This window comes from Pseudorhizobium endolithicum (assembly GCF_902153245.2).
GTDB lineage: Bacteria > Pseudomonadota > Alphaproteobacteria > Rhizobiales > Rhizobiaceae > Neorhizobium > Neorhizobium endolithicum.
The window spans coordinates 2,343-25,136 of record NZ_CABFWF030000011.1 but is presented as its reverse complement, the minus strand read 5'-3'; the positions used below and the strand labels follow the sequence as shown (position 1 = coordinate 25,136).

Genomic DNA, 22,794 nt, shown 5'->3' with positions numbered 1-22,794 from the left:
TTAGATAACCTGATGATACGTAGACAGATCAAAATGCCGCCAATGATCCCTATCCGTATCTTGCCTTGACTGGGTGACGGCAAATTTGCGATAGATCACCCATACTTCACGGAGAGTTGTCGGGTAGATAGTATGGCAAGGTCTGAGTCAGATGCCCTGCTGGAAATCGGGCAATTGCTAAAGGCTGCTCGCAAAGGCAAGCAACTGACACAGGAGCAGGTTGCCGCCATGGCGGGCATATCCCGCCCTCGCTATCGCGAGATAGAAGCTGGGAGCAGTGCCGCTCGCACGACGACGCTGATCAACATCGCCCGGGCACTGGGGCTAGAGTTAATGTTCGTACCGCAGGCGATGGTTCCGGCCGTCGACGCGCTGCTGCGGCCGCATGACGATCTCGACGATCTCCCCGCCTTTATTGCTCATCCGGACGGTGATGAGAATGTTTGAGGTCACTCCCGATCCGAGATCAATCTCGTCGCTCGAAGTGCTGCTGAACGAAGTGAAGGTCGGTACGATCGTCCGAACGCCCGGCGACTTCAACGCCTTCAGCTTCGAAGATAGTTATCGCGCGACCGGCGGCTTTCCCGTGCTCAGCCTGTCTTTCCGCGCAGCCACCGGCAGCTTGCGCAAGGACCCGAAACCCGTTGCCAGGGCCTTGCCAGCATTCTTTGCCAATCTGCTTCCCGAAGACAAGCTGCGCGAGGCAATGGAGAAACATCACGCGGATAGCGTTCGCGCGGGAAATGATTTCGACCTGCTCGTCACATTGGGATCGGATCTGCCGGGTGCAGTCCGCGTCGTGCCAAGTGACGGAACGGTTGCTCGTTTTGACAATCTGTCTGATTCCAAGCCGAAGGCGCGGTTTTCGCTTGCTGGCGTTCAGATGAAGCTCTCGGTCATCAAGAACACGGGGAAGGGTGCCGGGCTGACCCTGCCGCTCGGTGACGAACAGGGTGCGTACATCGCCAAATTTCCATCGACCTCGTTTCCCGGTGTGTCTGAAAACGAATATGCCAATCTCGCTCTCGCCGAAGCGATCGGCATGGAGGTGCCGGAACGGGAACTCGTTGAGCAATCAGAGTTCGAGGGTATTCCGGAGGAGTTCGAGACGCTGTCGGACGGAAAAGTCTTGCTCGTCAAACGCTTCGATCGCGATCCTGGCGGTAAGCGGATCCATATCGAAGATTTCGCGCAGGTCTTCGGGGTCTACCCGTCGCGGAAGTACGAAGGGGCCGCCTATCACGATATCGCGGCGGCGCTAAATGTTGCTGTCTCATCCGCCGCCGCGCTCGAATTTGTCCGCCGACTGGCTCTGGCGGCCATGACTGGCAATGGCGACATGCACCTGAAGAACTGGTCACTCATCTACCGAGGAGCGGGCGACACACCTCAGCTCGCTCCCGTCTACGATGTGCTCTCGACGATCCCCTACATCCCGGCGGATGCTATGGCCCTTTCGCTCGCAGGCGAGCGGTCCTTCAAAGCGCTGAACGCGCAACGATGGAAAGCCTTCGCGAATCGTGCACGCTTGCCAGAGGCGGCCGTACTCAGGGCAGTGATCGAGACCGTTGAACGCGTCAATCAGTTTTGGTGGTCACTGCCGGAGCGAGAAGCTGTTCCTGTGAAGGTTCTCGAGCGGATGGATACCCATATGAGGCTGATGGCGCTCGTTCTTGGCACCTGCGCGGAATAGGTCGACCTTAATCTGGAATGATTGGACTGGTCGCTCCAGAGCTTGTCGCGCAACCAGATCCGGGACCGCGAGCCCCGCCGAGACAGAGCGAGCATCGCCAATAGCGCATGCGTCTTCTGAGATTTGGGGGTCAGGGACGCATTCGTGTGCGTCTTGCGCGCCCAAGAATATTTACCACGGCACGAGGGGGCTGGATAGCATAGATCTGCAACTACAATTTCCGCTTTCTTGGGGATAGACCCGGAAGCGGATAGTCCGGTCGTGCCTCCATTTCGGCCTCTGAGGCTGCTGTCGCGCCCGCTGAGAAGCGGTCAATGCCCAGCCGTGAGATTTGCGAACTCGCCTGCCACGGTTAGATGGAAAACTGTGCCCTGTTGGTGACACTGAGGTCAGACGCGCCGATTGCGGAGCGTCATTACTTGACTAATCGGATCATCTTTGAAAACTGCCCCCGAGATTTTTAACGGGGCTCCCAATGGTAACGATCAATTCCGCACTTCGGCGTCAGAAGCTTGCGCTTATGACAGGAGCATCACTCGCATTGCAGGCCGGACTTGGTATAGCGCAGGATTCCCAGACGGAACTAGAGACTATCGTCCTCGAGGCTGAGAGCGACGCTATCTTGGTTCAGGAGGGTTATGTTGCCAAGAGTGATCGCATCGGGACGAAGACGGACACGCCTCTCATCCGAGTGCCACAATCGGTGTCGGTAGTCACACAGGATCAAATCGAAGATCAGAAACCAAGGACCCTCAACGAAGCGTTGACCTATACTGCGGGTGCCAATCCGAACAATTTCGGTTTCGACAGCCGCTATGATGCCTTCTACCTAAGGGGCTTTCCTGCTTACTATACTGGGACCTTCCGCGATGGACTGAAGCAGTTTAACGGGCCTTCAGCATGGTTCCGCACGGAGCCTTACGGCTTGGAGGGTGTAACCGTCCTGAAAGGCCCTGCTTCTTCACTTTACGGAGTAAGCGGCCCCGGCGGAATTGTGAACATGGTCACCAAGCGACCAAAAGACGAAACGTTCCGCGAAGTCGAGCTGCTCTTAGGGCAAGACAATCGTTATCAAGCTGCAGCCGATCTTTCAGGCCCGGTCAACGAGGACGGCAGCCTGCTTTACCGGTTCACAGCGGTGGGACGTAAGAGCGATACGCACATAGAAGGCTATCCGGACGATACCTTCTACTTAGCCCCAGCCTTCACTTGGAAGCCAGACGAGGACACGAGCTTCACCCTCCTCAGTGAGTATTCACGATCGGTAGTTGGTGCGACGGCCTACTACGTCAACCCTGCGCCCGGGGAGATTTCGGACATCTATACCGGTGATCCTGATTGGAATGACTTTACCACCACCCAAGGCCGGATTGGATACGAGTTCGAACACAGGCTGAACGACGTGGTCACCTTGCGCCAGAACGTTCGCTATCACGAAGTTGATGCAGACCTGAAATACAGCGATCGCGGAACATCCTGGTACCATTACAAAGAAAAAGTCTCGGCGTTCTCCGCCGACAACATGGCTCAGTTTGAATTCGATACGGGGCCGTTGGCTCACACGGCCATTATCGGCTTCAATTACAATTGGTGGGACTATTCGGCGAGATCACGCGCACCGACTACGTCCATCGCGGACGTCCCCTTACAGTCTTTCGCCTCTGCAGGTGAGCAGGAGATGGACCAGTATGGCCTGTACCTGCATGACCAGATCGAATGGGATCGCTGGACTGTTTTTCTGACCGGACGCCAAGACTGGGCATTCTCCGACAGCGTCCCGGCCAGCGGGACACCAACAGATTCTGTGGATCGAGCATTCTCGTGGCGAGCAGGGCTCTCCTATGAGTTCGATAACGGGATCAACCCCTATGCCAGCTACGCAACCTCCTTCTCGCCTAACCTCGGCTTCGTCTATGACGCCAGCGGAGCCAGGTCAGTCGCTGAGCCAACGAGCGCCGATCAAATCGAAGTTGGGGTGAGGTATGAAATTCCCGATACCAACCTCGTGGTCAGTGCCGCCTATTTCGACATCGATCAGACAGACGGCGTGGTTTTCGATGGCACTTTCGATTCTGCGGGTAATCAGGTTCAGCGGCAACTCGATCTTCATTCTCGAGGCATTGAGCTGGAAGCAAATGCATCCCTCGATAATGGCTTCAGCCTGATTGCCTCCTATACCTATATGCAGATGACGATCGAAGAAGGTCTTCCTGGGACGGTGGGTAATGAACTCTCAGGCGCGCCCAACCATGTCGCATCCCTCTGGGGCCACTATCTCATCGAAAGCGGCCCGCTTTCAGGACTTGGGATCGGCGCAGGTGTTCGCTACGTTGGCGAAAGCTATGGAGATGACGCGAACACGTTCAAGAGCGGCTCCAGAACTCTTGTTGACGCCGCCGTCTCCTACGATTTCGGTTATCGCAATCCCGACTTGCAAGGCCTCTCATTGCAGGTGAATGCGAAGAATGTATTTAATAGACAGGAGGCAATCTGCACCTCGGGCAACTGCTACTGGGACGAAGGCCGGACTGTTTACGGTAGCCTGCGGTATCGTTTCTGATGCAGGCGACGAAACCAGAAGGTCCTGCGATGCTTCTTACAGGCATCACGGGCCTCTATGTCGCCCAGAGCATCATCGGCGGCATTACATGGACGGGTCTGCCTGCCGTCATGCGCGAGGCTGGTGTTCCCCTTGACCGGATCGGGCTGGTCTCGCTCATCGCCTTGCCTTGGGTTCTCAAATTCCTTTGGTCGCCGATGGTCGAGCGCTACCGTCTACCGACGAGAGGTCGCAATCGCTCCGGCACAATCGTCCTGATTGGTGGTCTCATATCAATCTTCGGGTTGATCCTTGCAGGCGCCTTTGAGCCTACCAGGTGGATGCCGCTGTTCGCGATTCTTACAGTTGTCGCTTTTGCGGCATCAACAGTCGATATCGCTTGTGATGGATTTGCGGTGCAAAGTCTGGCAACCAGCCAGCATGGTTGGGCGAACGCGGCGCAGGTCGGCGGCGCGTATCTGGGCTCTGCCTTAGGAGGCGGACTTTTCCTCTACCTGATAGGCACTTCCGACTGGCAGATTGCCACCTGGTCAATGGCAGCAGCTCTTTTCCTTCTCGGGCTACCTTTTCTCCTTGTCGCAGCCAGGGCACCAAAGGAAGGGACACGGGAGCACGTGCCGTCACTTCTTCACGCGCTACGGCGGCCCCGTTTGCGACAGGGTCTCTTCGCGGCCGCCATCTTCGTTGTCGCTCTCAAAGTCTCGCTTGGGATGATCGGCCCGTTCCTTGTTGATGCAGGTGTCGATCTGGCCACGATCGGTATCCTCAATGGTACCGGAAGCCTCATAATCGGTTCTGCTGCAGCGCTGATCGGAGGGGCATGCGTCAGAGCATGGGGTACGAAGCCCGTGCTGATCCTGGCGCTGATACTGCAGGCGTCATTGCTGGCGCTTCTTGCAGCATCCCGCATAACAGGAGCATTCCCTGTCTCAGTCATCATGACTGTCGCGGTTGCCAGCAGCTCCGGTGTAATGGCCTTCGGATTCGTCGCCCTCTATGCGCAATTCATGCGCCTGTCCGATCCCCGCCAGGCCGGTGTCGACTTCACGCTGTTCCAGTGCGCCGATGCCGCGGTGAGCATTGCAGGCGGTGTGATAGCAGGACAGATCGCCGAAGCGTTCGGCTACGGTATCTTCTTTACTGCAGCCGCCGCCCTGGCATTGGGCGCAGTGCCTTTGATTGCGAGTGTAGCGAAGCGAGAGACGCCTGGCTTGGGTGCCGCGAATGACACTCATGCACCACCTGAATCTGTAAGATCAACGTTCAGCTAGCACAAAGCGCAAAGACGCTCGTTACTTTGAGGCGCTTCAGGAAATCACTGATGGATACAATGCAAACGTACAGGCTTTCCGGCGTTGCCGTGCCGATGGACCCGCGGTCTATGCTTGACGAAATCTGCGAGCATTTCGTGGAGCACTCTGACGTGCAACGAACGGAAAACTCAGTATTCCTCAAGAACGACACCGGAACAGCCGAGATCAAGCTTGCTGATCAGCGGCTGTTGATTGAGTTGGCTTGCCCATCGGAGGAGGCGCTGCATCTGACCCGCAACATGATTGCGGAGCACCTCTTCTACTTTGCCAATGAGGAGCCGTTCGAGCTTTCCTGGGTGAATGCGGCAGAGGTTTCGAGGCTGCCGAATTTGCATGAGGCTACCGTCGTTTCGGCTGAAGACGTGACGCCACGTATGCGCCGGGTTAAAGTCGCTTGTCAGGACATCACACCGTTCATCGGTGGTGATGTTCATGTTCGCGTCCTTGTTCCGCCAAAAGGAAGATCGCCAGTTTGGCCAGGTCTCGGCGATGATGGGCGCATAGCATGGCCCAAGGGTGAGGACGAGATAACGGCACGCGTGTACACCATCCGCGCGGTTGATCCCGAACGCCGGGAATTGTGGATGGACTTCCTCCAGCATCCCGCTCCAGGAGTGAGGACTCCCGGTGCTGATTTTGCTCGTGACGCACAGCCTGGAGACAGGATAGCTTTGATCGGGCCCGGCGGAAGCCTTCCGAAGGCCGACAACCTGCTTCTCGCTGGTGACGAGACTGCTCTTCCGGCGATTGCACGCATCGCCGCCGAAGCTCCTGCTGAATGCTGCATAAAGGCAATCATCGAGGTTGAAGACGAGGACGAGGAGCAGTCACTACCAAGCAAGGCTGCAATCGAGGTCCGCTGGCTGCACCGTAAGACCTACCTCGAAGAGGAATGTGACAGGTTCCAGCGCACGGTCAAGTCGGCGATCGCCACAAGTACACCTGGAACCTACACCTGGGTAGCGTGCGAGAAGACCGACGCACGTGCTATACGCTCCTATCTCAGGGAACGAGGCCAAGACCGCAAGAGCCAGTGCGTAGCTTGGTATTGGGAACGCGGCAAAGCCTCTCACTGACAGAAGCTGTGGGATGCATCTACTCCGGCTTCAGGGCTTTTGCAGAGGTAGGCTAGGCGTAGGCCTTTCCCTCGACACCTTGACGCTTAGGGCTGTAAACAAAATGAGATACCCGTGTGCCGTGCGCCGGTCACCGAACATAATAAGCAAACCGGTAATAGCAGAGCCATGGCTCCTCGGCGAAAGTGAATCACTTGCCACTTGTCGTTCAAGGCTGCTCCTTAGATGCTGAGGAAGGGCATCATCTTCCACAACCCTGAATCAGCTTCTCATAGAACGGCGCGTTGAAAGTGCAAACCGATCCATGGTCGATGTCACACCTGCAGGTCGCCTGCGGCGACCTGCATCGATCAAGGTCATGATCAGGCTTCGCCCAGGACCGCGGCTTTGCCAATCCGGTAGAACATCCACCTCCCTGATATACAGGAGCCCAGCCAGGGGATAAGGTCACCACCACCGCAAGCTTTGAGCTCCTTCCGGGAGGCCTGGAGCGAGATTAACCCTTTGAAGACCATGGCTGCATCGAGAGCATTAAGCTCTCTGAATTAGGGTAGGCTAATTCAAGCTGATGTGGCTCAGGTATGGTTAAAGTATTCAAATCCCGATTTCTTCTCGCTTTCGCTCTTCCCCTTATCATCACAGCTTCCGCAGCCTGCCTCGTGATCGTGAGCTTGCGGTGGTCTGCCGTCGAAAATGATATTTTGGCTGTAGATCGGCAACAGAACCTCGTCAGGTTAATCGTGTCTAAGCTCCAGATCGGCATTGCGCATGATCAGGAGAGTGCAACGGTTTGGGATGACGCCGTCGTTAAAACAAGGGAAGCGGACCATGAATGGATGGAGGTCAACCTCGGTAGCTGGATGAACTCGTACTTCCAACATGACGCGCTGGTCGTGATCGATTCGGAAAACCAGCCGATCTATCACTTCATTGCCGGTGGTGACGGCCTGTCCCTAAATAAGCTGCGTCAGGCTTATCAGCCTCAAGTCGCCCGACTGAGAGAACGACTAACCTCAGGCGACGAGACCGGGGTCACTGATCAAGTTCTCACCATTGGGGAAAGTGACCTGATCATCCTGGAAGGCCGGCCGGCAGTAGTAAGCGCTAAGCCAATCGTTTCGGACACTGGCGACATAGAGCAGGAGCCTGGCCAAGAGCACATCCATGTCGCGTTTCGTTTTCTCGACGGCAGCTTCACAGATGTCACTGCAAAGGAATACCAACTCGATCACCTGCACTTCTCTTGGCAGCCGCCGGAGGATGGAGAGTATGCAGCGGCGGAACTGCACTCCCGCAACGGAAACGTCATCGGCTACTTCCTCTGGACGCCATTTCAACCTGGTAGAAGCGTCTTCTATGCGACTCTTCCCTCAACAGGCATCGCAATCGTAGGCGTCTTCGTCTCTCTTGGCGTTTTTAGCTTAGTTCTGCAGCGCCGTTCCGTTCGTCTGGAAGCAAGCCACGCACAGCTACGTCACCTTGCGCATCATGACCCTCTTACAGGCCTGCTCAACCGTGTCGGTTTCAGTGACGCTGCGATTGCCGAGCTTGACGCATCGAATCCGGACGAACCCTCCTCAATTCTGTTCATTGACCTCGATCGCTTCAAAGAGGTGAATGATACGTTCGGACATCCGGTCGGGGATGAGTTGATCACCGCAGTCGCCGTTAGACTGCGTCATGCTCTTCCTGGCGCCGTCATAGGCAGGATTGGTGGCGACGAGTTCACGGCACTTTTGCCCGGTGCCACCGGGGAACGGGCGGCCGGTGCTGCGGAGCAGGTGATCCGCGATCTCAGTGAACCTTTCGAACTTCAAGGTAATCGAGTGAAAATAGGCGCGAGCGTCGGGGTCGCAGTATGCGATGACGCCACGGAATTCCCGGAGGCAAGTCGAAAGGCAGATATTGCTCTTTATCATGCAAAAGCTGCGGGCCGTGGCCGCTTTGCAATCTTTGGTAAGCACATGGATGACCTGCTTCAGGGGCGTCGAAAGATGGAGCGAGAGCTTAGAGCCGCCATTGATAAGAAGGTGCAGATCGAGACTGTCTACCAGCCAGTTTACGCTGCCGACACGGGAGCTCTCAATGGTGTCGAAGCCCTGGCGAGGTGGCGGCATCCAAAGCAGGGAGTGATCTCACCAGATGTATTCGTTCCCTTGGCAGAAGAGCTTGGCATCATTAGTGAGCTCGGCCGCATCGTGCTTGAACAGGCGTGTGAGGCGCTTGGGCCTTACCAGGATCTCACGATTTCGATAAATGCATCACCTCTAGAGCTATCTTCAGACGCTTACCCCCTGCACGTTCTATCGACGCTGGCAAAATTTGGTGTCGATCCAGATAGGCTAGAGATTGAGATTACCGAGAGCCTTCAGCTTGAAGAAAAAAGCCAAGCTGCCGTGGCCATAGCTACCTTGAGGGCGGCGGGCGTAAGCTTTGCCCTCGACGATTTCGGCGCCGGATACTCGTCTTTCGGTCGTCTGCAGAACCTGCACGTCGACCGCATCAAGATTGATAAGTCCTTCATCGACGCCTTGAGCCCCGGGGACAGTTCGGCTGTCGTTCAGGCGATAATCTCTATGGCCCGCGCGAAAGGCCTTCAGACGACAGCCGAAGGTGTGGAGACCCTTGAGCAGAAAATGGTTCTTCAATCGCTTGGGTGCGACGCTCTTCAAGGGTTTCTCCTATCCAGGCCGATATCACGGGTTGAGCTTCACGCGATGTTAGATCGGCCGCGTGAACGTGAGTGCCTTTGATCAAGCTCCACCCGGTCCGACTCGGATGCTCCTTGATAGAAAGAAGGGGCGCCTCGGGTCGACTTTGGACGATCGGGGCAGGACGCGCATCCGCAGTACGGGCTGTCGGGGGTCAGAAACCAGGGCGTTTGGTTGCTAGATCACGTCCAGCGCATTGATCTCATTCGAAGCTTTGCATCCTGCCGGTGCTGGCCGATGCACCAGCTAGCTGTCAAGCCTCGCAGTCCAAGAGACCTTCTCGATAGTCCAACCATCCGGCCTTGCCGCATGATCGAGCTTGCTCTTGGAGGTGTTTATCGCGGCGTCGGACGATTGCAGCAGTTGATCGAAGTGTAGCCTGCTCCTGCCCCTCCCTTTTGATCAATCTGTGTTCAGCGATGCAAAGAGGGTTGGCACTTCCACGAGCCGTGGGGTAGCCGCCTCACCGTCGATCAGTTTGAATAATGCGTCCAACATGCCGGGAACGTCCTGACGGAGCATCACGATGTACTCGTTTAGGATGGGGACTATCGGGTCCCAGTCAAAGCATCCGATATGGGGAAGATGATCCCCGAAGTGGCGGCTTGTTTTGATCCACCGCATCACGCCCTCAAGCGGTATCGTAGAATTAACGAACATGGCAGCCGGAAGCTTCCCCCGTCGCGCGGCCAGTTCGCGCAAAGCAGCTTCTGCCTTGTCGGGAGCGTACCCTGTCGCCAGGATCATTGACGGGTCTACAGAGATACCTGCCTCTTGATGCGCTTCCGTGAAGCCTCGAATTCGTTCCGTCGTGTTATGATCAGAGCGGCCGCCCACGTAAAGCAGGGGTTCATTGGGAGCTCGCGTACTGGCTGAGGCAACAAGGATCCGCTTGGTCAGTGCGAAGGCTCCGCCAAAATTGTCGGAAATTACTGAAGGAGCCAGCTTTCCTGGGAGATCAAGGTTGAAGGATCGCACACGTGCTTTTGCGCAGAGCCTGGTGATGCGATCCGGATCAGTGGCGCCCGTAGCGACAAGGCAGTCCACTTGATGGGAGATCATGGCACGAGCAGCTTGCACCTCCAGTTCCGGATTACGCTGTGTGCAGGTGACGATAGGGAACAGGCCACGTTCGCGAGCTCTGGTTTCAAACTTCTCCACAATGGATCCGAAGTAGCGGTTGTCATACTTGGGCACAATCATCCCAATCAGGCGGGAGCTTTCACGGCGGAGGCCGCTTGCCTGCATGTTCAGTGAATAGCCGTTTTCGTCCGCAATGCGCGTGATGCGTTCTGCCAGCGCTGCGCTGATCCTACGCTTCTTCCAGGTGCCATTCAGGACTGAACTTACGGCGGTCGGCGAGGCTCCAGCGAGCTCTGCCACATCATAAATCGTCAGCCGTTTCCCGGATGCATTCTGCGACTTCGTCAAACTCTTTCTCCTGCGAGAGTTGCCAACTTGACAGGCCGAAATCACTTATGCAAGTCTGCTACATCGGTTGAGCAATGGAGCTCTATCGGTTGTGCAGTGATTATCGCGCTGGACGAGCTAAATGGGTTGTTTGCCTTGTTCTTCACAGCAGCCACTCCCGCGGGCTTACGTGGGGCTGTTCGTGGAGAAGTTGGAATCACCTTAGCCGCCGTCTAATCTCGAGGAGGAGAGAGAATATGAGAACCCATCTGTTATACGCTGCTGTCGGGCTGGCGGCCTTGATGACTGGAAGTGCAGCGACTGCTCAGACAAGCGGCACCGTGGCATTCCTGATGCCTGACCAGGGCTCTACCCGCTACGAAGAACATGATTATCCGGGCTTCAAGGCTGAGATGGCTAAGCTTTGCCCCGACTGCACGGTCATCTACCAAAACGCCAATGCCGATATGTCGCTGCAGCAACAGCAGTTCAACTCGGCGATCACGCAAGGTGCGAAGGTGATTGTCCTCGATCCGGTAGATTCATCTGCTGCTGCCGCTCTCGTGAGCCTTGCGCAGTCTCAGGACATCAAGGTGATCGCCTATGATAGACCAATCCCGGACACTCCCGCAGACTACTATGTGTCATTCGACAATGAGGGGCTCGGATATGAGATCGCGAAGTCACTAGTCGAGCATATGAAGGCTGAAGGCATTCCTGAAGGTTCTGGAGTCCTGCAAATCAATGGGTCGCCGACTGACGCGGCTGCAGGATTGATCCGTGATGGCATTCATCGTGGTCTGGAAGGTTCAGGTTTCAAGACGCTGGCGGAGTATGACACACCTGACTGGATGCCAAGCAAGGCGCAGGAATGGGCCGCTGGCCAGATCACGCGCTTTGGCGATGAGATCAAAGGTGTTGCTGCGGCCAATGATGGTACGGCAGGTGGGGCGATCGCGGCATTCAAGGCAGCTGGCGTTGATCCGGTTCCCCCTGTGACGGGCAATGATGCCGTCATTGCTGCCCTACAATTGATCATCTCGGGAGATCAGTACAACACGATCTCCAAGCCGTCGGAAATCGTGGCGGCAGCCGCTGCCAAGGTTGCCGTGCAGTTCCTCAACGGTGAAACGCCGGAGGCCAAGACCGAACTCTACAATACGCCGTCGGAGCTTTTTGTACCTGCCGTTGTCACAGCCGAGAACATCAAGGCGGAGATCTTTGACAAGGGCATCCAGACCCCTGAAGAGGTGTGCACGGGTGAGTACGCAGAGGGTTGCAAGGCCCTCGGTATAACGAAGTAAGAGTGCAACTCCCTGTCTGTGCCTTTAAGCGCCGACAGGTAGCATCCGGCTGGTACCTCCCTCCAGCCGGGTGCTGAATCCGTCCTCTGAACAGGTTGTTGAGGTCAATGATGACGCTTTCAAGTGGGTCACCTGTCGCTGGCGAGGTGATACTCAGCCTTACCGGAATTTCGAAAAAGTTCGGCGCTGTCTCTGCTTTGACGGAGATTGATCTTGAAGTGCGAGCCGGAGAGGTGGTTGCCCTTGTCGGCGACAACGGTGCCGGAAAATCCACCTTGGTGAAAGTACTTGCAGGTGTGCACCAGCCGACCTCTGGGTCGATCAAGTTCATGGGCCAAGAGGTTGTGCTGAGCAACCCGGCAACCGCTCTGAACCTGGGTATTGCGACCGTCTTCCAGGATCTTGCCCTTTGTGAGAATCTTGATGTGGTGGCCAACCTGTTCCTCGGGCACGAACTCAACCCATATCGTCTGGATGAAGTGCAGATGGAAGTTCGGGCGTGGACCTTGCTGCAAGAACTGGCGGCCAGGATCCCCTCAGTCCGTGAGCCGATAGCATCTCTTTCGGGCGGACAGCGTCAGACAGTCGCCATTGCCAGATCTCTGCTTCTGGATCCGAAGATCATCATGCTCGACGAGCCGACGGCAGCACTTGGTGTAGCTCAGACTGCGGAGGTGCTGAACCTGATTGAGCGGGTACGTGAGCGTGGCCTTGGCGTCATTATGATTAGCCATAACATGGAAGACGTACGGGCCGTCGCGGACCGGATCGTTGTGCTGCGTCTGGGGCGCAACAATGGCGTCTTTGACCCAGAGTCCAGCAATCAGGAGCTCGTGGCGGCAATCACAGGTGCAACCGAAAATGCAGTGTCGCGCCGAAATCAACGCAAGTCGCTGGAAGTCGAAGGGCCGCGGGCATGAGCAAGACATTGAACAAGCCCTTGGATCGTGCAGACGAACGGGTCAGTCATGATGATAGCATCATGGGCACAGTCTCGGCCTTCGTAGACCGTGTACGCTCTGGCGACTTGGGAATGTTGCCTGTTGCGGTTGGACTGGTGGTGATTTCTGCGGTTTTTACGAGCCTCAATCCGCTGTTTCTCGCGCCCAACAACCTGGTCAATCTCCTGTTCGATTGCGCCACGGTTGGCGTCATCTCGCTTGGGATCGTCTGCGTCTTGATGCTCGGTGAGATTGACCTTTCCGTCGGATCAATGAGTGGATTGGCATCCGCGCTACTTGGCGTCTTCTGGGTAAACATGGGGGTGCCCATCCCGCTCGCGATCCTGATCGCCGTTGCAGCGGGCGCGTTGGTGGGTGCCATTTACGCATCGCTGTTCAATTGGATTGGGATGCCGAGCTTCATTTCCACTTTGGCGGGCCTATTGGCGCTTTTAGGCTGTCAGCTTTACCTGCTCGGCAATACGGGTTCGATCAACCTGCCATATGCGTCACCGCTGGTTAAGTTCGGCCAACTTTGGATCATGCCTGACTGGTTTTCTCATGCAGTCGCAGTTCTTCCAGGTCTCATCTTCCTTTATGCAGGTTTGCGGGTCGCCAAGGAGCGCAAGGAAGTAGGGCTGACGGCGCAGCCGATGGGCATCCTTCTTGCAAAAGTCATTGCCTTGACTGCCACTCTGGAGTTCGCAGTCTGGTATCTGAACCTTGGGCGAGGCGTGCCATGGATGTTTGGCTTGTTCGCGCTTCTGGTTGTTGTGATGAACTACGCTTTGACCCGCACGAAATGGGGCCGCTCGATGTTCGCGGTAGGCGGAAACCGCGAAGCGGCCAGGCGCGCCGGGATCAACATCAAGCGCATCTACCTTTCTGCCTTCGTGCTGTGTTCGAGCCTTGCCGCCCTCGGTGGTATCTTGTCCGCATCTCGCCTGGCGTCTTCAAGCCAGCAGGCCGGCACGGGAGATGTCAATCTTAACGCGATTGCTGCTGCGGTTATTGGCGGAACGAGCCTATTCGGGGGACGAGGAAGCGCCTACTCAGCCCTGCTAGGGGTGATTGTGATCCAGGCAATATCCAATGGTCTGACGCTCCTAAACCTGCCTTCCAGTCTACGTTACATGATCACTGGTGGGGTCCTCGCCATAGCCGTCATCGTGGATTCTCTTGCGCGGCGTTCGCGAGCAAGTCACGGGCGCGGTTGACGCATATTCTGGAGATAAAGAAAAATGACTGAAGAGATGAAGGGCAAGGTTGTTGCCATTACGGGAGCAGCCTCGGGAATTGGGTTGCAAACTGCTCGCACGCTGGTGGCTGCGGGAGCAACCGTGGTTTTGATTGACAGAGCCGAGGAGAGGCTGAACCAGCTTTGCAATGAGATGGGGCCGACGGCGCTGCCGCTTGTGGTCGATCTTCTAGATGGTGTGCACGTTTCGGCCATTCTTCCACGAATTCTCGAGATCGCCGGTGGTCTCGACGTCTTCTACGCCAATGCCGGATCCTACATCGGCGGGCCGGTTGCAGAAGGCGATCCCGATGCCTGGGACAAGATGTTGAACCTCAACATAAACGCAGCATTCCGTTCCGTTCATGCGGTTCTTCCGCATATGATTGCCCAAAAGTCAGGGGACATTGTGTTCACCTCGTCCGTAGCAGGCGTCATCCCGGTCGTTTGGGAGCCGATCTATACGGCCTCCAAGTTCGCGGTTCAGGCCTTCGTCCATTCTACGCGCCGCCAAGTCGCTCCACACGGAATCAGGGTCTGTGCAGTTCTGCCCGGCCCGGTGGTCACCGCTCTTCTCGACGACTGGCCCAAAGCGAAAATGGAAGAGGCGCTGGCAAATGGCAGCCTCATGCAGCCACAGGAGGTAGCGGATGCTGTCCTCTTCATGCTGACACGCAAGCGCACCGTAACTGTTCGCGATCTGGTCATCATGCCAACGAGCTTGGACCTGTAGGTGTGAGGCAGACGGTGGTTAGTTCAGAACGCGGTGAACAAGTAATCCTTGGGGTCGACGTTGGCACTGGGAGTGCGCGGGCGGCATTGTTCGACCTCTCCGGCAAGATGCTTGCTGCTGCCAAGCAGGACATCACGCTGTGGCGGGGGCCGGGAGCGCTCGCTGAGCAATCATCTGCCGATATTTGGGCTGCCGTTTGCTGTACTGTCCGTGCTGCATTAGCCGAAGCCAAGGTTGATCCCGAACGGGTGGCTGGCATCGGCTTCGATGCCACCTGTTCACTTGTGGTGTTAGGAGAGGGAGGGAGTTCTCTTCCTGTCGGCCCGTCCGAAGACCCTTCTCGAAACATCATCGTTTGGATGGACCATCGCGCGATCGAACAGGCCGAACGCATCAACGCAACGGGTCACGACGTTCTAAAATACGTAGGTGGTCGTATATCTCCAGAAATGGAGACGCCGAAGCTCCTCTGGCTGAAGGAAGAGCGGCCGGAGGTGTTCAACCGGGCGTGGCAGTTCTTCGATCTCGCTGATTTTCTAACTTGGAAGTCAACGGGCGACCTGTCCCGCTCAACCTGTACGGTCACCTGCAAATGGACTTACCTGGCTCATGACCGCCGGTGGGATCCGACCTATTTCCGGCAGATCGGGCTTGGCGAACTTGCTGATGAGAACTTCGTCAGGATCGGCACGAAGATTGTGGATCCTGGAACACCCGTGGGCCAAGGGCTTACGGTAGCAGCGGCAGCCGACTTAGGTCTGGTTCCCGGCACTCCGGTTGCAGCTGGGATGATAGATGCGCATGCGGGCGGTATCGGCACCGTGGGCATTGAAGGCAATCCCGCCACCCATATGGGGTACGTGTTCGGAACATCCTCCTGCACCATGACCTCAACGATCAATCCGGTTTTCGTCCCGGGTGTTTGGGGGCCGTATTTTTCCGCAATGGTTCCTGGGATGTGGCTGAATGAAGGGGGACAGTCGGCGGCGGGAGCCGCGATCGATCACCTCGTTACCTGTCATCCTGCAAGCCAACAGGCGTGGGAGGTGGCACAGGAACGCGGAATATCGATCGTGCAGCTTCTAACGGAGAAGCTGACTGAAAACGTGACTTCATTCAGTGGACTCGTGCAACGGGTTGAAGGCCTTCATGTTGTACCGGAATTCCTAGGCAACCGAGCGCCTAATGCTGACCCGCATGCCCGCGCTGTCATCTCTGGGTTGGGCATCGAGCGAGATCTTGAGAGCCTCGCATCACTGTACCTAGCTGGCATCTATGGCATCGGGTACGGACTACGACAGATCATCGATAGCCAGTCGGATGCGGGTGCGCCCGTGGAGAAGGTTGTGATATCGGGTGGCGCAGGGCAATCTGAGCTCATCCGCCAGCTTCTAGCTGATGCAATAGGCAAGCCTGTGCTTGCCTCCGATGCAGAGGAGCCTGTGCTTCTAGGGGCTGCATTGCTGGGTGCGGTTGCGGGAGGAGCTTTTCCTGACGTGCACGCCGCAATGGCGAAAACGAGTCGCGTGGGAAAGGTCTACGCCCCTGCAGGCGATGAGGTCAAAGCTTTACACGAACGGCGCTACGACGCGTTTTTACGTCTGCAGAGGCTGGCGAAGGAAATCCGCTGAGGCGGCTCTTGAGCTGACGCCGTGGTGGTAGCAGGCGCTCGCCCATAGGCGCTCCATTCATCATATAGAGGAGAAGGGAATGAAAAACCGGTTAGGGCTGCACGCAAATGTCTGGGTCGCGGGTTGGAGCGAAGAAGAAGCAATCCGTGCGATCGACAAGACCGCCGAAGCAGGGTTCGATCTCATTGAGATTTCAGCGATGGCCCCCCACCTGATGAATGTTGATCTTACGCGTCAGCGGTTGGAGAAGGCAGGTATCGGCGTCACGATGTCGCTAGGGCTCGAGGCCGAGAAGGACATCTCCTCGGCAGATCCAGAACGTGTTCGGGCAGGAGAAGCACATCTACTGGATGTTGTATCGATGGCGCGTGATCTTGGCGCGACGCATGTTTGCGGCATCCTCTACTCGGCTTTCCAAAAATACTCCGAGCCAGCAACATCCGCCGGCGTTGCCACTTCGATTGAGGTGATGGCCCGTGTCGCCGAAAAAGCGGCAGCCAGCGGGATCACGCTGGGCATGGAGGTCGTCAATCGATACGAAAGCAATATGATCAACACCGCGGCTCAGGCTGTAGAATACTGTCGTCGGGTAGGAGCGGCAAACGTTAAGGTTCATCTTGACGTTTACCACATGAACATCGAAGAGGCCGACGCGGTGGCGGCGATCCATGCGACTGGCGACTATCTGGGGTATTTCCACACTGGCGAAAGCCATCGCGGCTACATGGGAACGGGATCAATAGATCTGAAGTCCATATTTCAGGCGCTGGCTCGGATCGGTTACAATGGACCTATCACCTATGAGTCCTTTTCGTCGCGCGTGGTCGGGCAGCCCTTGACGGGCATCCTCGGCATTTGGCGTGAGACATGGGAGGATGGGGACGATCTTGTGCGGCACGCTATGATGTACACACGATCGCAGATGATTGCCGCTCAAAATGCGGTCTCGCGTGTCGCAAAACTAGCTTGACCGAACGGTCGTGGTCCGGGGCCCACTCCACGGAGTAACGTTGACACCGGGTAACTGTCGTTGCTCCTAATGGACCCTTGCCCGAAGCCGTGTGTATCCTGCTCGTCGGTCCGGCGGCGGGTTGGAGAACAATGCAATGGGCAGGGCGATGGCAAAACCATTGCCGCTGCTGTCTCGGGAGGAGGAGGAAGAAATATCTCGGGAGGGGCAATGGCTCCCCATTTGAGCCACGTTGCGTCTCATCGCCTCCTTCGAAGACGACCTCTTCCTCGTCCACAATTACGGCCAAGGTGCCATTGAGACATAGACGAACTCTTCCGCATGCTGGTGCGGCTCCGACGAAAGCTCTCCGGAAACATGGCCTTGAAGGGGTCGGGGCGGCGATCCGCTCCCGAACACATATGAGGCGGATAGAGTACCGTATCAACGGAACCAAACAGACTTCCGGCCATTCTCTGTGCTGCTCCAGAATCCCGCTCAAGCCTTGCCGATCACCGTCCTAGAACCCAATGACAGAAGACAGCAGCAAAGTTAATGCACGCGCGGCCGGAACTCGGCTTGTTGATGCTCATGCATCTGAGGACCCATTTGCTGCGGCCTTCAAGGCAACGCGCATGCCGATGATTATAACCGATCCGCGACAGCCGGATAACCCAATCATCTTCTGCAACAAGGCATTTAATGATTTGACCGGGTTCAGCAATGACGAACTGATCGGGAAGAATTGTCGCATCCTCCAAGGGCCGCAGACAAGCCCCGAGACGATTAGCAGAATCCGCAACGCGATATCGAGCGAAGAGAACATCTCCGTCGATATTCTCAATTACAGGAAGGACGGATCCGAATTCTGGAATGCTTTGTTCGTTAGTCCAGTTCGCGATGAGAATGGTGAGGTCATCTACTTCTTCGCCTCGCAGCTCGATTTTACCAACATCAAGAGCAGAGAGGCCGAACTGGCTCAAGCCCGTCACTTGGCAGAAGAAGAAGTGGCTATTCGCACGAGAGACCTCCAGCAGGCGCTACAGGCGAAGACCGTTCTGGTGCATGAAGTCGATCACCGGGTCAAAAATAACCTGCTGACGATTGCTTCGATCGTGAAGCTGCAAAGCCGTATGACAAACGACGTTACCGCGAAAAAGACGTTGATGTCTGTTTTGAATAGGGTTGAGGCGCTCAGCACTGTACAGCGAAAGTTGTTCACCGCGGATGATGTTGGCCGCTTCAACGTGTCGGACTTCGCCCGGGAGTTGGTGCATGACCTGGTCAGTTCCCTGCGTCGTGATGACATCGTCATCACCACTGATCTTAGTCCCGTTTGGGTTCCGGCCTCCAAGGCTTCTTCGTTGGCGTTGGTGGTTAACGAACTGGTGGGCGATGCCATACGTCGCGGTCTCAGTGATGGAGGTGGGGAAATTCACCTGGAGATCAGGAGGCTGAATGGTCACTTCCTGATCCGTGTCTGCGACACCGTCACGCCAGTCCCGCCTAACGAAGAAGACGATGCCTTCGCAAAGGTGTTGCTGGAAACGAGCGCCCGCCAGCTCGGAGCTAAGATCGATCGGCAGGCTGACGGCCACCGGACGGATGTACATGTCACACTTATGGTCGACGAGCCGCAGGAGTAAACCTTGAAAGTACTTATCGTTGAAGACGAAGCGCTTCTGGCAATGGAGCTTGAGTACGAGGTCGAGGCAGCAGGGCATGAGGTTGTAGCACAAGCGGCATCATTAGGAGCCGCCATCAATGCTGTCGAAAAAACCAGAGTGGATTTGGCGCTCGTCGATATCCAGCTCCTCGATGGCCCAACGGGCGTTGATGTGGGGCGTCATCTATTCGCAAGTGGCATCCCCTACGCATTTGTCTCCGGCAACCTCAAGCGGATCCCAGAGGATTTCGCCGGAGCAATTGGGGCGATCGAAAAGCCGTATACGAGCAATGGTATACAAAACGCGCTGCGGTTCCTGAGCGACTACATTAATGGAGACAAGGCAGCTTTGCCGCCGCCCAGTCTGGCGTTGGTTCGGAAGGATCATCCCACATCCACCACTCCCTGCAGGGAACGCAGCCAAGCCGGTTAGCATGACCGATACATGCTCTCGCATGCACAGTTTTGATAGGAGCACCAATGAGCGGCGATCGCTGTCAGCGCCTGCATTATGGGAGATCGAGAGGGAGCTGCTGTACGGGTGAAATCGTCGAAGGCGCTCTGTGCGGTCGGATCAGCCAGTCAACGAAGAGAATGCCATTTCGATGTCGTATATCAAACCAGTTGGCGCATAATCTACAAGAACACCTCCCCTTAGCTCAGATGTAACGACGGTCTGAAGGAGCCGAGACCCGAAGCCCTTGTGTGATGGCATCACGACCGGAGGGCCGCCTCGCTCCTCCCATCGTAGCTTCAGCGCAGTTTGATCTGGATCAGTGGATTCAATGGTCCTCCAGCTAATCCGGACACGACCGGCTTCAGACGACAAAGCACCATATTTGGCAGCATTGGTTCCCAGTTCATGAAGAACCAGAGACAGTGATAGTACCGCTCGGGCATTTACTAGGACGTCGTCCCCTGCCACCTCGAACATGCTCTCTGGATACGGGGAGAGCGCTTCTCGAACGATGTCTTGCAAGCTTGCACTTTTCCAGTTCGACTCCGTTAGGAGATCGTGCGCCTTGGCCAGGGATTGGAGGCGGGACAAAAGAGAAGCTGCGGGACTGTCTGGACCAGCAGGGCCTAATGTCTGGCGAACGATGGCATTAACCGTCGCAAGAACATTCTTGACGCGGTGCGTGAGCTCCCCCACCAGAAGGTTCTGCTGCCGCTCGGCTTCCTTGCGCTCGCTAATATCTCGCGCAATCTTCGATGCTCCTACTATTCCTCCATTTTCGTCGTAGATCGGCGAGACCCGAAGTGAAACATGCACCTCCGTTCCGTCTTTATGAAGCCGCCTTGTCTCGTGAGGCTGTACATGATCGCCGGTTTTGATGCGCTCGATGATGACATGTTCTTCATCGCCGATATCTGGTGGCAATATCATGGTGGCCGGACGTCCTATGGCCTCTTCTGCGGGGTAGCCGTAGAGTTTCTCGGCACCTCGGTTCCAGCTTTGGATGTTCATGCCAAGGTCGATGCTAATGATAGCATCATCGGAAGAGGCGATTATAGCCGCCAGACGACGAACCTCATCTTGGGCACGCTTCCGCTCCGTTACATCGGTCGTGAACGTTACAGCTTGGATGATGTCACCTGAGCTGTTCTTGATGGCGGAGACAGAATTGGAAACCCACACAATCACGCCGTCACTGCGGATGTATCTCTTCTCGATCTCAAAACCTGCGCCGCCTTCAAGCATCGCACGGAACTGTTGAAGGTTGCGGGGGAGATCGTCTGGATGTGTGACATCCTGCATGCGCATCTGAAGGAGTGCTGACTGCGAGTATCCTACGATCTCCGAGTACTTGCGATTGACTGTAATGAAGCGGCCGCTGAGGTCAGTTAGAGCTATGCCACCAATGGTCTGATGAAAAATAGCTTCGAATCTTGCGCTACTGTCTGTCACGGAAGTCTCCGTTGGACACTGACCAACCATCGGCGGCTCCTGATCCCTCTAAGCTCACTCTACTTCGCCCAAGGGAAGAAGGAGGTCAATGGGATGTGCTGCCGAATCTGAATGCTGTAGCAATCGGGATGAACGCCACCGGCAGCGCAGGTGGTCTACGTGAGGGGAGGTCTCCGGTCTGTCACGTCTGCTATTGAGGGATCCTGTTGAAAAAAACCTGCGTCATCGGTGCTGGGTAGCCATGTCGCTTGAAAAGCAACTCGGGTCGGAAGGCATGAGGCAGCCGATGTCTTTTCCGCCGCGCAGCGATCGACATCGAGCCTGTGACGGATGAGCAGGGTCATCTGGCCCGACAGGCATTCTTCGATTTCGGGAGGGGAGGCATAGAGCCCCACTGAGTTTCGGCGGCTATTTTGCTTACGCTCTCGCGAGTGATTTCGACGAGCCGTTGCTGTTCAGCGCAACGAGAAAGGCGGCTTTCGCCGCCTTTCGAATATGGTCATCGTGTAATCGCGTTGCCTCAGAACTCTTCCCAGCTGTCGTTGCTGACCGCGACCGCTGCCGATCCCTTGGCGGAGAAGGCGTTGGCGATCTTGCCCATCATGCTGCGGGCCGGCGAGGCGACCGGAGCGGATCTGGGGCCCGCCTTGGCGACCTGTGTCGATGCCCGCTGCGGTGCCGGCTGGTAGGCGGCCGGGCCGCCGAGTTGGAACTGGCCGATCAGGCCCCGCAAGCGGCTTGCCTCGTTGGCGAGCGTCGCGCCGGCCGCATTGGCTTCCTCGACCATGGCGGCGTTCTGCTGGGTCACCTGGTCCATCTGGTTGACGGCGGTGTTGACCTCCGACAAGCCGACCGACTGTTCGCGGGCGGACGTGGCGATCGCGTCCATGTGCTGGTTGATGGTGACGATATAGCTCTCGATCGTCTTCAACGCCTCGCCGGTATCGCTGACCAGCTTCACGCCGTTGCCGACCTCGGCGGAGGAGTTGCGGATCAGGTCCTTGATCTCCTTGGCCGCCGTGGCCGACCGCTGTGCGAGTTCGCGCACCTCCTGGGCGACGACAGCAAAGCCCTTGCCGGCTTCCCCGGCACGCGCCGCCTCGACGCCGGCGTTCAGTGCCAGCAGGTTGGTCTGGAAGGCGATGTCGTCGATCACGCCGATGATGTTGGAGATCTGGCTGGATGACTGCTCGATCTTGCCCATGGCATCGACGGCATTGGCGACGACGGCGCCGGAATGGCGGGCGCTCTCGTTGGCCTGGATCGCCACCGTACGGGCCTCTTCGGCACGCTTGGAGGAGTTGGCGACATTGGTGGTGATCTGGTCCAGTGCTGCGGCAGTCTCTTCCAGCGAAGCGGCCTGCTGCTCGGTGCGCTTCGACAGGTCCTCCGCACTCTGGCTGATCTCGCGCGAGCCGCTGTCGATGGAGCTGGTGGATTCGGCGACGGAGGCCATCGTGTCCTTGAGCTGGACGACGGCCCGGTTGAAGTCTTCGCGCAGGCTCTCGAACTCCTCGGCGAAGGACTGGTTGAGCTGGACGGCGAGATTGCCGGCGGCAAGCTGCTTCAGGCCGTCAGCAAGTCCGGTGGTCGCCTGCGCCATGGCCTCGGCGCGGATGCGCTCCTGCTCGGCCGTCCGGCGGCGCTGCTCCTCCGACTGG

The 22,794-nt window shown here is 56.8% G+C and carries 17 protein-coding genes; 14 read left to right on the top strand and 3 right to left on the bottom strand.

The genetic code is table 11. From position 1 onward, the window contains the following. Positions 1–132: 132 nt before the first annotated feature. The 6 genes from RTCK_RS08120 to RTCK_RS08095 all read left to right on the top strand — a co-directional run bounded on the left by RTCK_RS08120 (position 133) and on the right by RTCK_RS08095 (position 9,395). Positions 133–447 carry a helix-turn-helix domain-containing protein gene (locus RTCK_RS08120; RefSeq protein ID WP_142523219.1) on the top strand — a complete coding sequence of 105 codons (315 nt, stop codon included), beginning with the start codon at positions 133–135 and terminating at the stop codon, positions 445–447. Continuing rightward, positions 440–1,693, top strand: coding sequence for a type II toxin-antitoxin system HipA family toxin (locus tag RTCK_RS08115; protein WP_142592653.1), 1,254 nt, complete (start codon positions 440–442; stop codon positions 1,691–1,693). The genes RTCK_RS08120 and RTCK_RS08115 overlap by 8 nt, the downstream gene beginning before the upstream one ends. Positions 1,694–2,168: 475 nt before the next feature. Further along, the gene (locus RTCK_RS08110; protein WP_142592445.1) at positions 2,169–4,253 is read left to right on the top strand and encodes a TonB-dependent siderophore receptor; all 2,085 of its coding nucleotides are present in this window, start codon (positions 2,169–2,171) and stop codon (positions 4,251–4,253) included. A gap of 29 nt (positions 4,254–4,282) precedes the next feature. Continuing rightward, the gene (locus RTCK_RS08105) at positions 4,283–5,524 is read left to right on the top strand and encodes an MFS transporter (RefSeq protein ID WP_235988617.1); all 1,242 of its coding nucleotides are present in this window, start codon (positions 4,283–4,285) and stop codon (positions 5,522–5,524) included. Positions 5,525–5,574: 50 nt separating this feature from the next. Next, positions 5,575–6,642: a DUF2218 domain-containing protein gene (locus RTCK_RS08100; protein WP_142592443.1), complete on the top strand. Its 1,068-nt coding sequence runs from the start codon at positions 5,575–5,577 to the stop codon at positions 6,640–6,642. A gap of 581 nt (positions 6,643–7,223) precedes the next feature. Further along, positions 7,224–9,395 carry a putative bifunctional diguanylate cyclase/phosphodiesterase gene (locus RTCK_RS08095; protein WP_142592442.1) on the top strand — a complete coding sequence of 724 codons (2,172 nt, stop codon included), beginning with the start codon at positions 7,224–7,226 and terminating at the stop codon, positions 9,393–9,395. Positions 9,396–9,755: 360 nt separating this feature from the next. Here the strand turns inward: RTCK_RS08095 and RTCK_RS08090 are convergent, their stop codons facing one another. After that, positions 9,756–10,784: a LacI family DNA-binding transcriptional regulator gene (locus RTCK_RS08090; RefSeq protein WP_142592441.1), complete on the bottom strand. Its 1,029-nt coding sequence runs from the start codon at positions 10,782–10,784 to the stop codon at positions 9,756–9,758. Positions 10,785–11,020: 236 nt separating this feature from the next. Between RTCK_RS08090 and RTCK_RS08085 the strand changes: the two genes are divergently transcribed. The 8 genes from RTCK_RS08085 (at position 11,021) to RTCK_RS08050 (ending at position 19,657) form a co-directional block, all read left to right on the top strand. After that, positions 11,021–12,067, top strand: a complete 1,047-nt coding sequence (locus tag RTCK_RS08085) for an ABC transporter substrate-binding protein (protein WP_142523224.1) — start codon at positions 11,021–11,023, stop codon at positions 12,065–12,067. A gap of 110 nt (positions 12,068–12,177) precedes the next feature. Further along, the gene (locus RTCK_RS08080) at positions 12,178–12,987 is read left to right on the top strand and encodes an ATP-binding cassette domain-containing protein (protein ID WP_142523403.1); all 810 of its coding nucleotides are present in this window, start codon (positions 12,178–12,180) and stop codon (positions 12,985–12,987) included. After that, entirely contained in the window at positions 12,984–14,225 is a 1,242-nt protein-coding gene (locus RTCK_RS08075) for a sugar ABC transporter permease (protein WP_142523225.1), read from the top strand. Before RTCK_RS08080 ends, RTCK_RS08075 begins: the two co-directional genes overlap by 4 nt. Before the next feature lie 24 nt (positions 14,226–14,249). Beyond that, a complete protein-coding gene (locus RTCK_RS08070; RefSeq protein WP_142592440.1) occupies positions 14,250–14,978 on the top strand; it encodes an SDR family oxidoreductase in 729 nt (242 codons plus the stop codon). Positions 14,979–14,980: 2 nt separating this feature from the next. Continuing rightward, positions 14,981–16,609, top strand: coding sequence for an FGGY-family carbohydrate kinase (locus RTCK_RS08065; RefSeq protein WP_142592439.1), 1,629 nt, complete (start codon positions 14,981–14,983; stop codon positions 16,607–16,609). Positions 16,610–16,688: 79 nt separating this feature from the next. Then, entirely contained in the window at positions 16,689–17,579 is an 891-nt protein-coding gene (locus RTCK_RS08060; RefSeq protein ID WP_142523228.1) for a sugar phosphate isomerase/epimerase family protein, read from the top strand. A 509-nt stretch (positions 17,580–18,088) separates the two neighbouring features. Then, entirely contained in the window at positions 18,089–19,204 is a 1,116-nt protein-coding gene (locus RTCK_RS08055) for a PAS domain-containing protein (RefSeq protein ID WP_142592438.1), read from the top strand. 3 nt (positions 19,205–19,207) lie between these two features. Beyond that, the gene (locus RTCK_RS08050; protein WP_142592437.1) at positions 19,208–19,657 is read left to right on the top strand and encodes a response regulator; all 450 of its coding nucleotides are present in this window, start codon (positions 19,208–19,210) and stop codon (positions 19,655–19,657) included. 141 nt (positions 19,658–19,798) lie between these two features. Here RTCK_RS08050 and RTCK_RS08045 read toward each other — a convergent pair whose 3' ends face one another. Continuing rightward, positions 19,799–21,133, bottom strand: a complete 1,335-nt coding sequence (locus RTCK_RS08045) for a PAS domain S-box protein (RefSeq protein ID WP_185927953.1) — start codon at positions 21,131–21,133, stop codon at positions 19,799–19,801. A gap of 520 nt (positions 21,134–21,653) precedes the next feature. Next, on the bottom strand, positions 21,654–22,794 hold a 1,141-nt coding region (locus RTCK_RS08040; protein WP_235988616.1), incomplete at its 5' end, for a methyl-accepting chemotaxis protein.

What these genes read in the sequence shown, in the direction of transcription:
- RTCK_RS08070 (WP_142592440.1), top strand. Translation starts at nt 14,250, where the DNA reads ATGACTGAAGAGATGAAGGGCAAGGTTGTTGCCATTACGGGAGCAGCC.
- RTCK_RS08075 (WP_142523225.1), top strand. Translation starts at nt 12,984, where the DNA reads ATGAGCAAGACATTGAACAAGCCCTTGGATCGTGCAGACGAACGGGTC.
- RTCK_RS08060 (WP_142523228.1), top strand. Translation starts at nt 16,689, where the DNA reads ATGAAAAACCGGTTAGGGCTGCACGCAAATGTCTGGGTCGCGGGTTGG.
- RTCK_RS08080 (WP_142523403.1), top strand. Translation starts at nt 12,178, where the DNA reads ATGACGCTTTCAAGTGGGTCACCTGTCGCTGGCGAGGTGATACTCAGC.
- RTCK_RS08120 (WP_142523219.1), top strand. Translation starts at nt 133, where the DNA reads ATGGCAAGGTCTGAGTCAGATGCCCTGCTGGAAATCGGGCAATTGCTA.
- RTCK_RS08085 (WP_142523224.1), top strand. Translation starts at nt 11,021, where the DNA reads ATGAGAACCCATCTGTTATACGCTGCTGTCGGGCTGGCGGCCTTGATG.
- RTCK_RS08095 (WP_142592442.1), top strand. Translation starts at nt 7,224, where the DNA reads ATGGTTAAAGTATTCAAATCCCGATTTCTTCTCGCTTTCGCTCTTCCC.
- RTCK_RS08115 (WP_142592653.1), top strand. Translation starts at nt 440, where the DNA reads ATGTTTGAGGTCACTCCCGATCCGAGATCAATCTCGTCGCTCGAAGTG.
- RTCK_RS08110 (WP_142592445.1), top strand. Translation starts at nt 2,169, where the DNA reads ATGGTAACGATCAATTCCGCACTTCGGCGTCAGAAGCTTGCGCTTATG.
- RTCK_RS08100 (WP_142592443.1), top strand. Translation starts at nt 5,575, where the DNA reads ATGGATACAATGCAAACGTACAGGCTTTCCGGCGTTGCCGTGCCGATG.
- RTCK_RS08105 (WP_235988617.1), top strand. Translation starts at nt 4,283, where the DNA reads ATGCTTCTTACAGGCATCACGGGCCTCTATGTCGCCCAGAGCATCATC.
- RTCK_RS08055 (WP_142592438.1), top strand. Translation starts at nt 18,089, where the DNA reads ATGACAGAAGACAGCAGCAAAGTTAATGCACGCGCGGCCGGAACTCGG.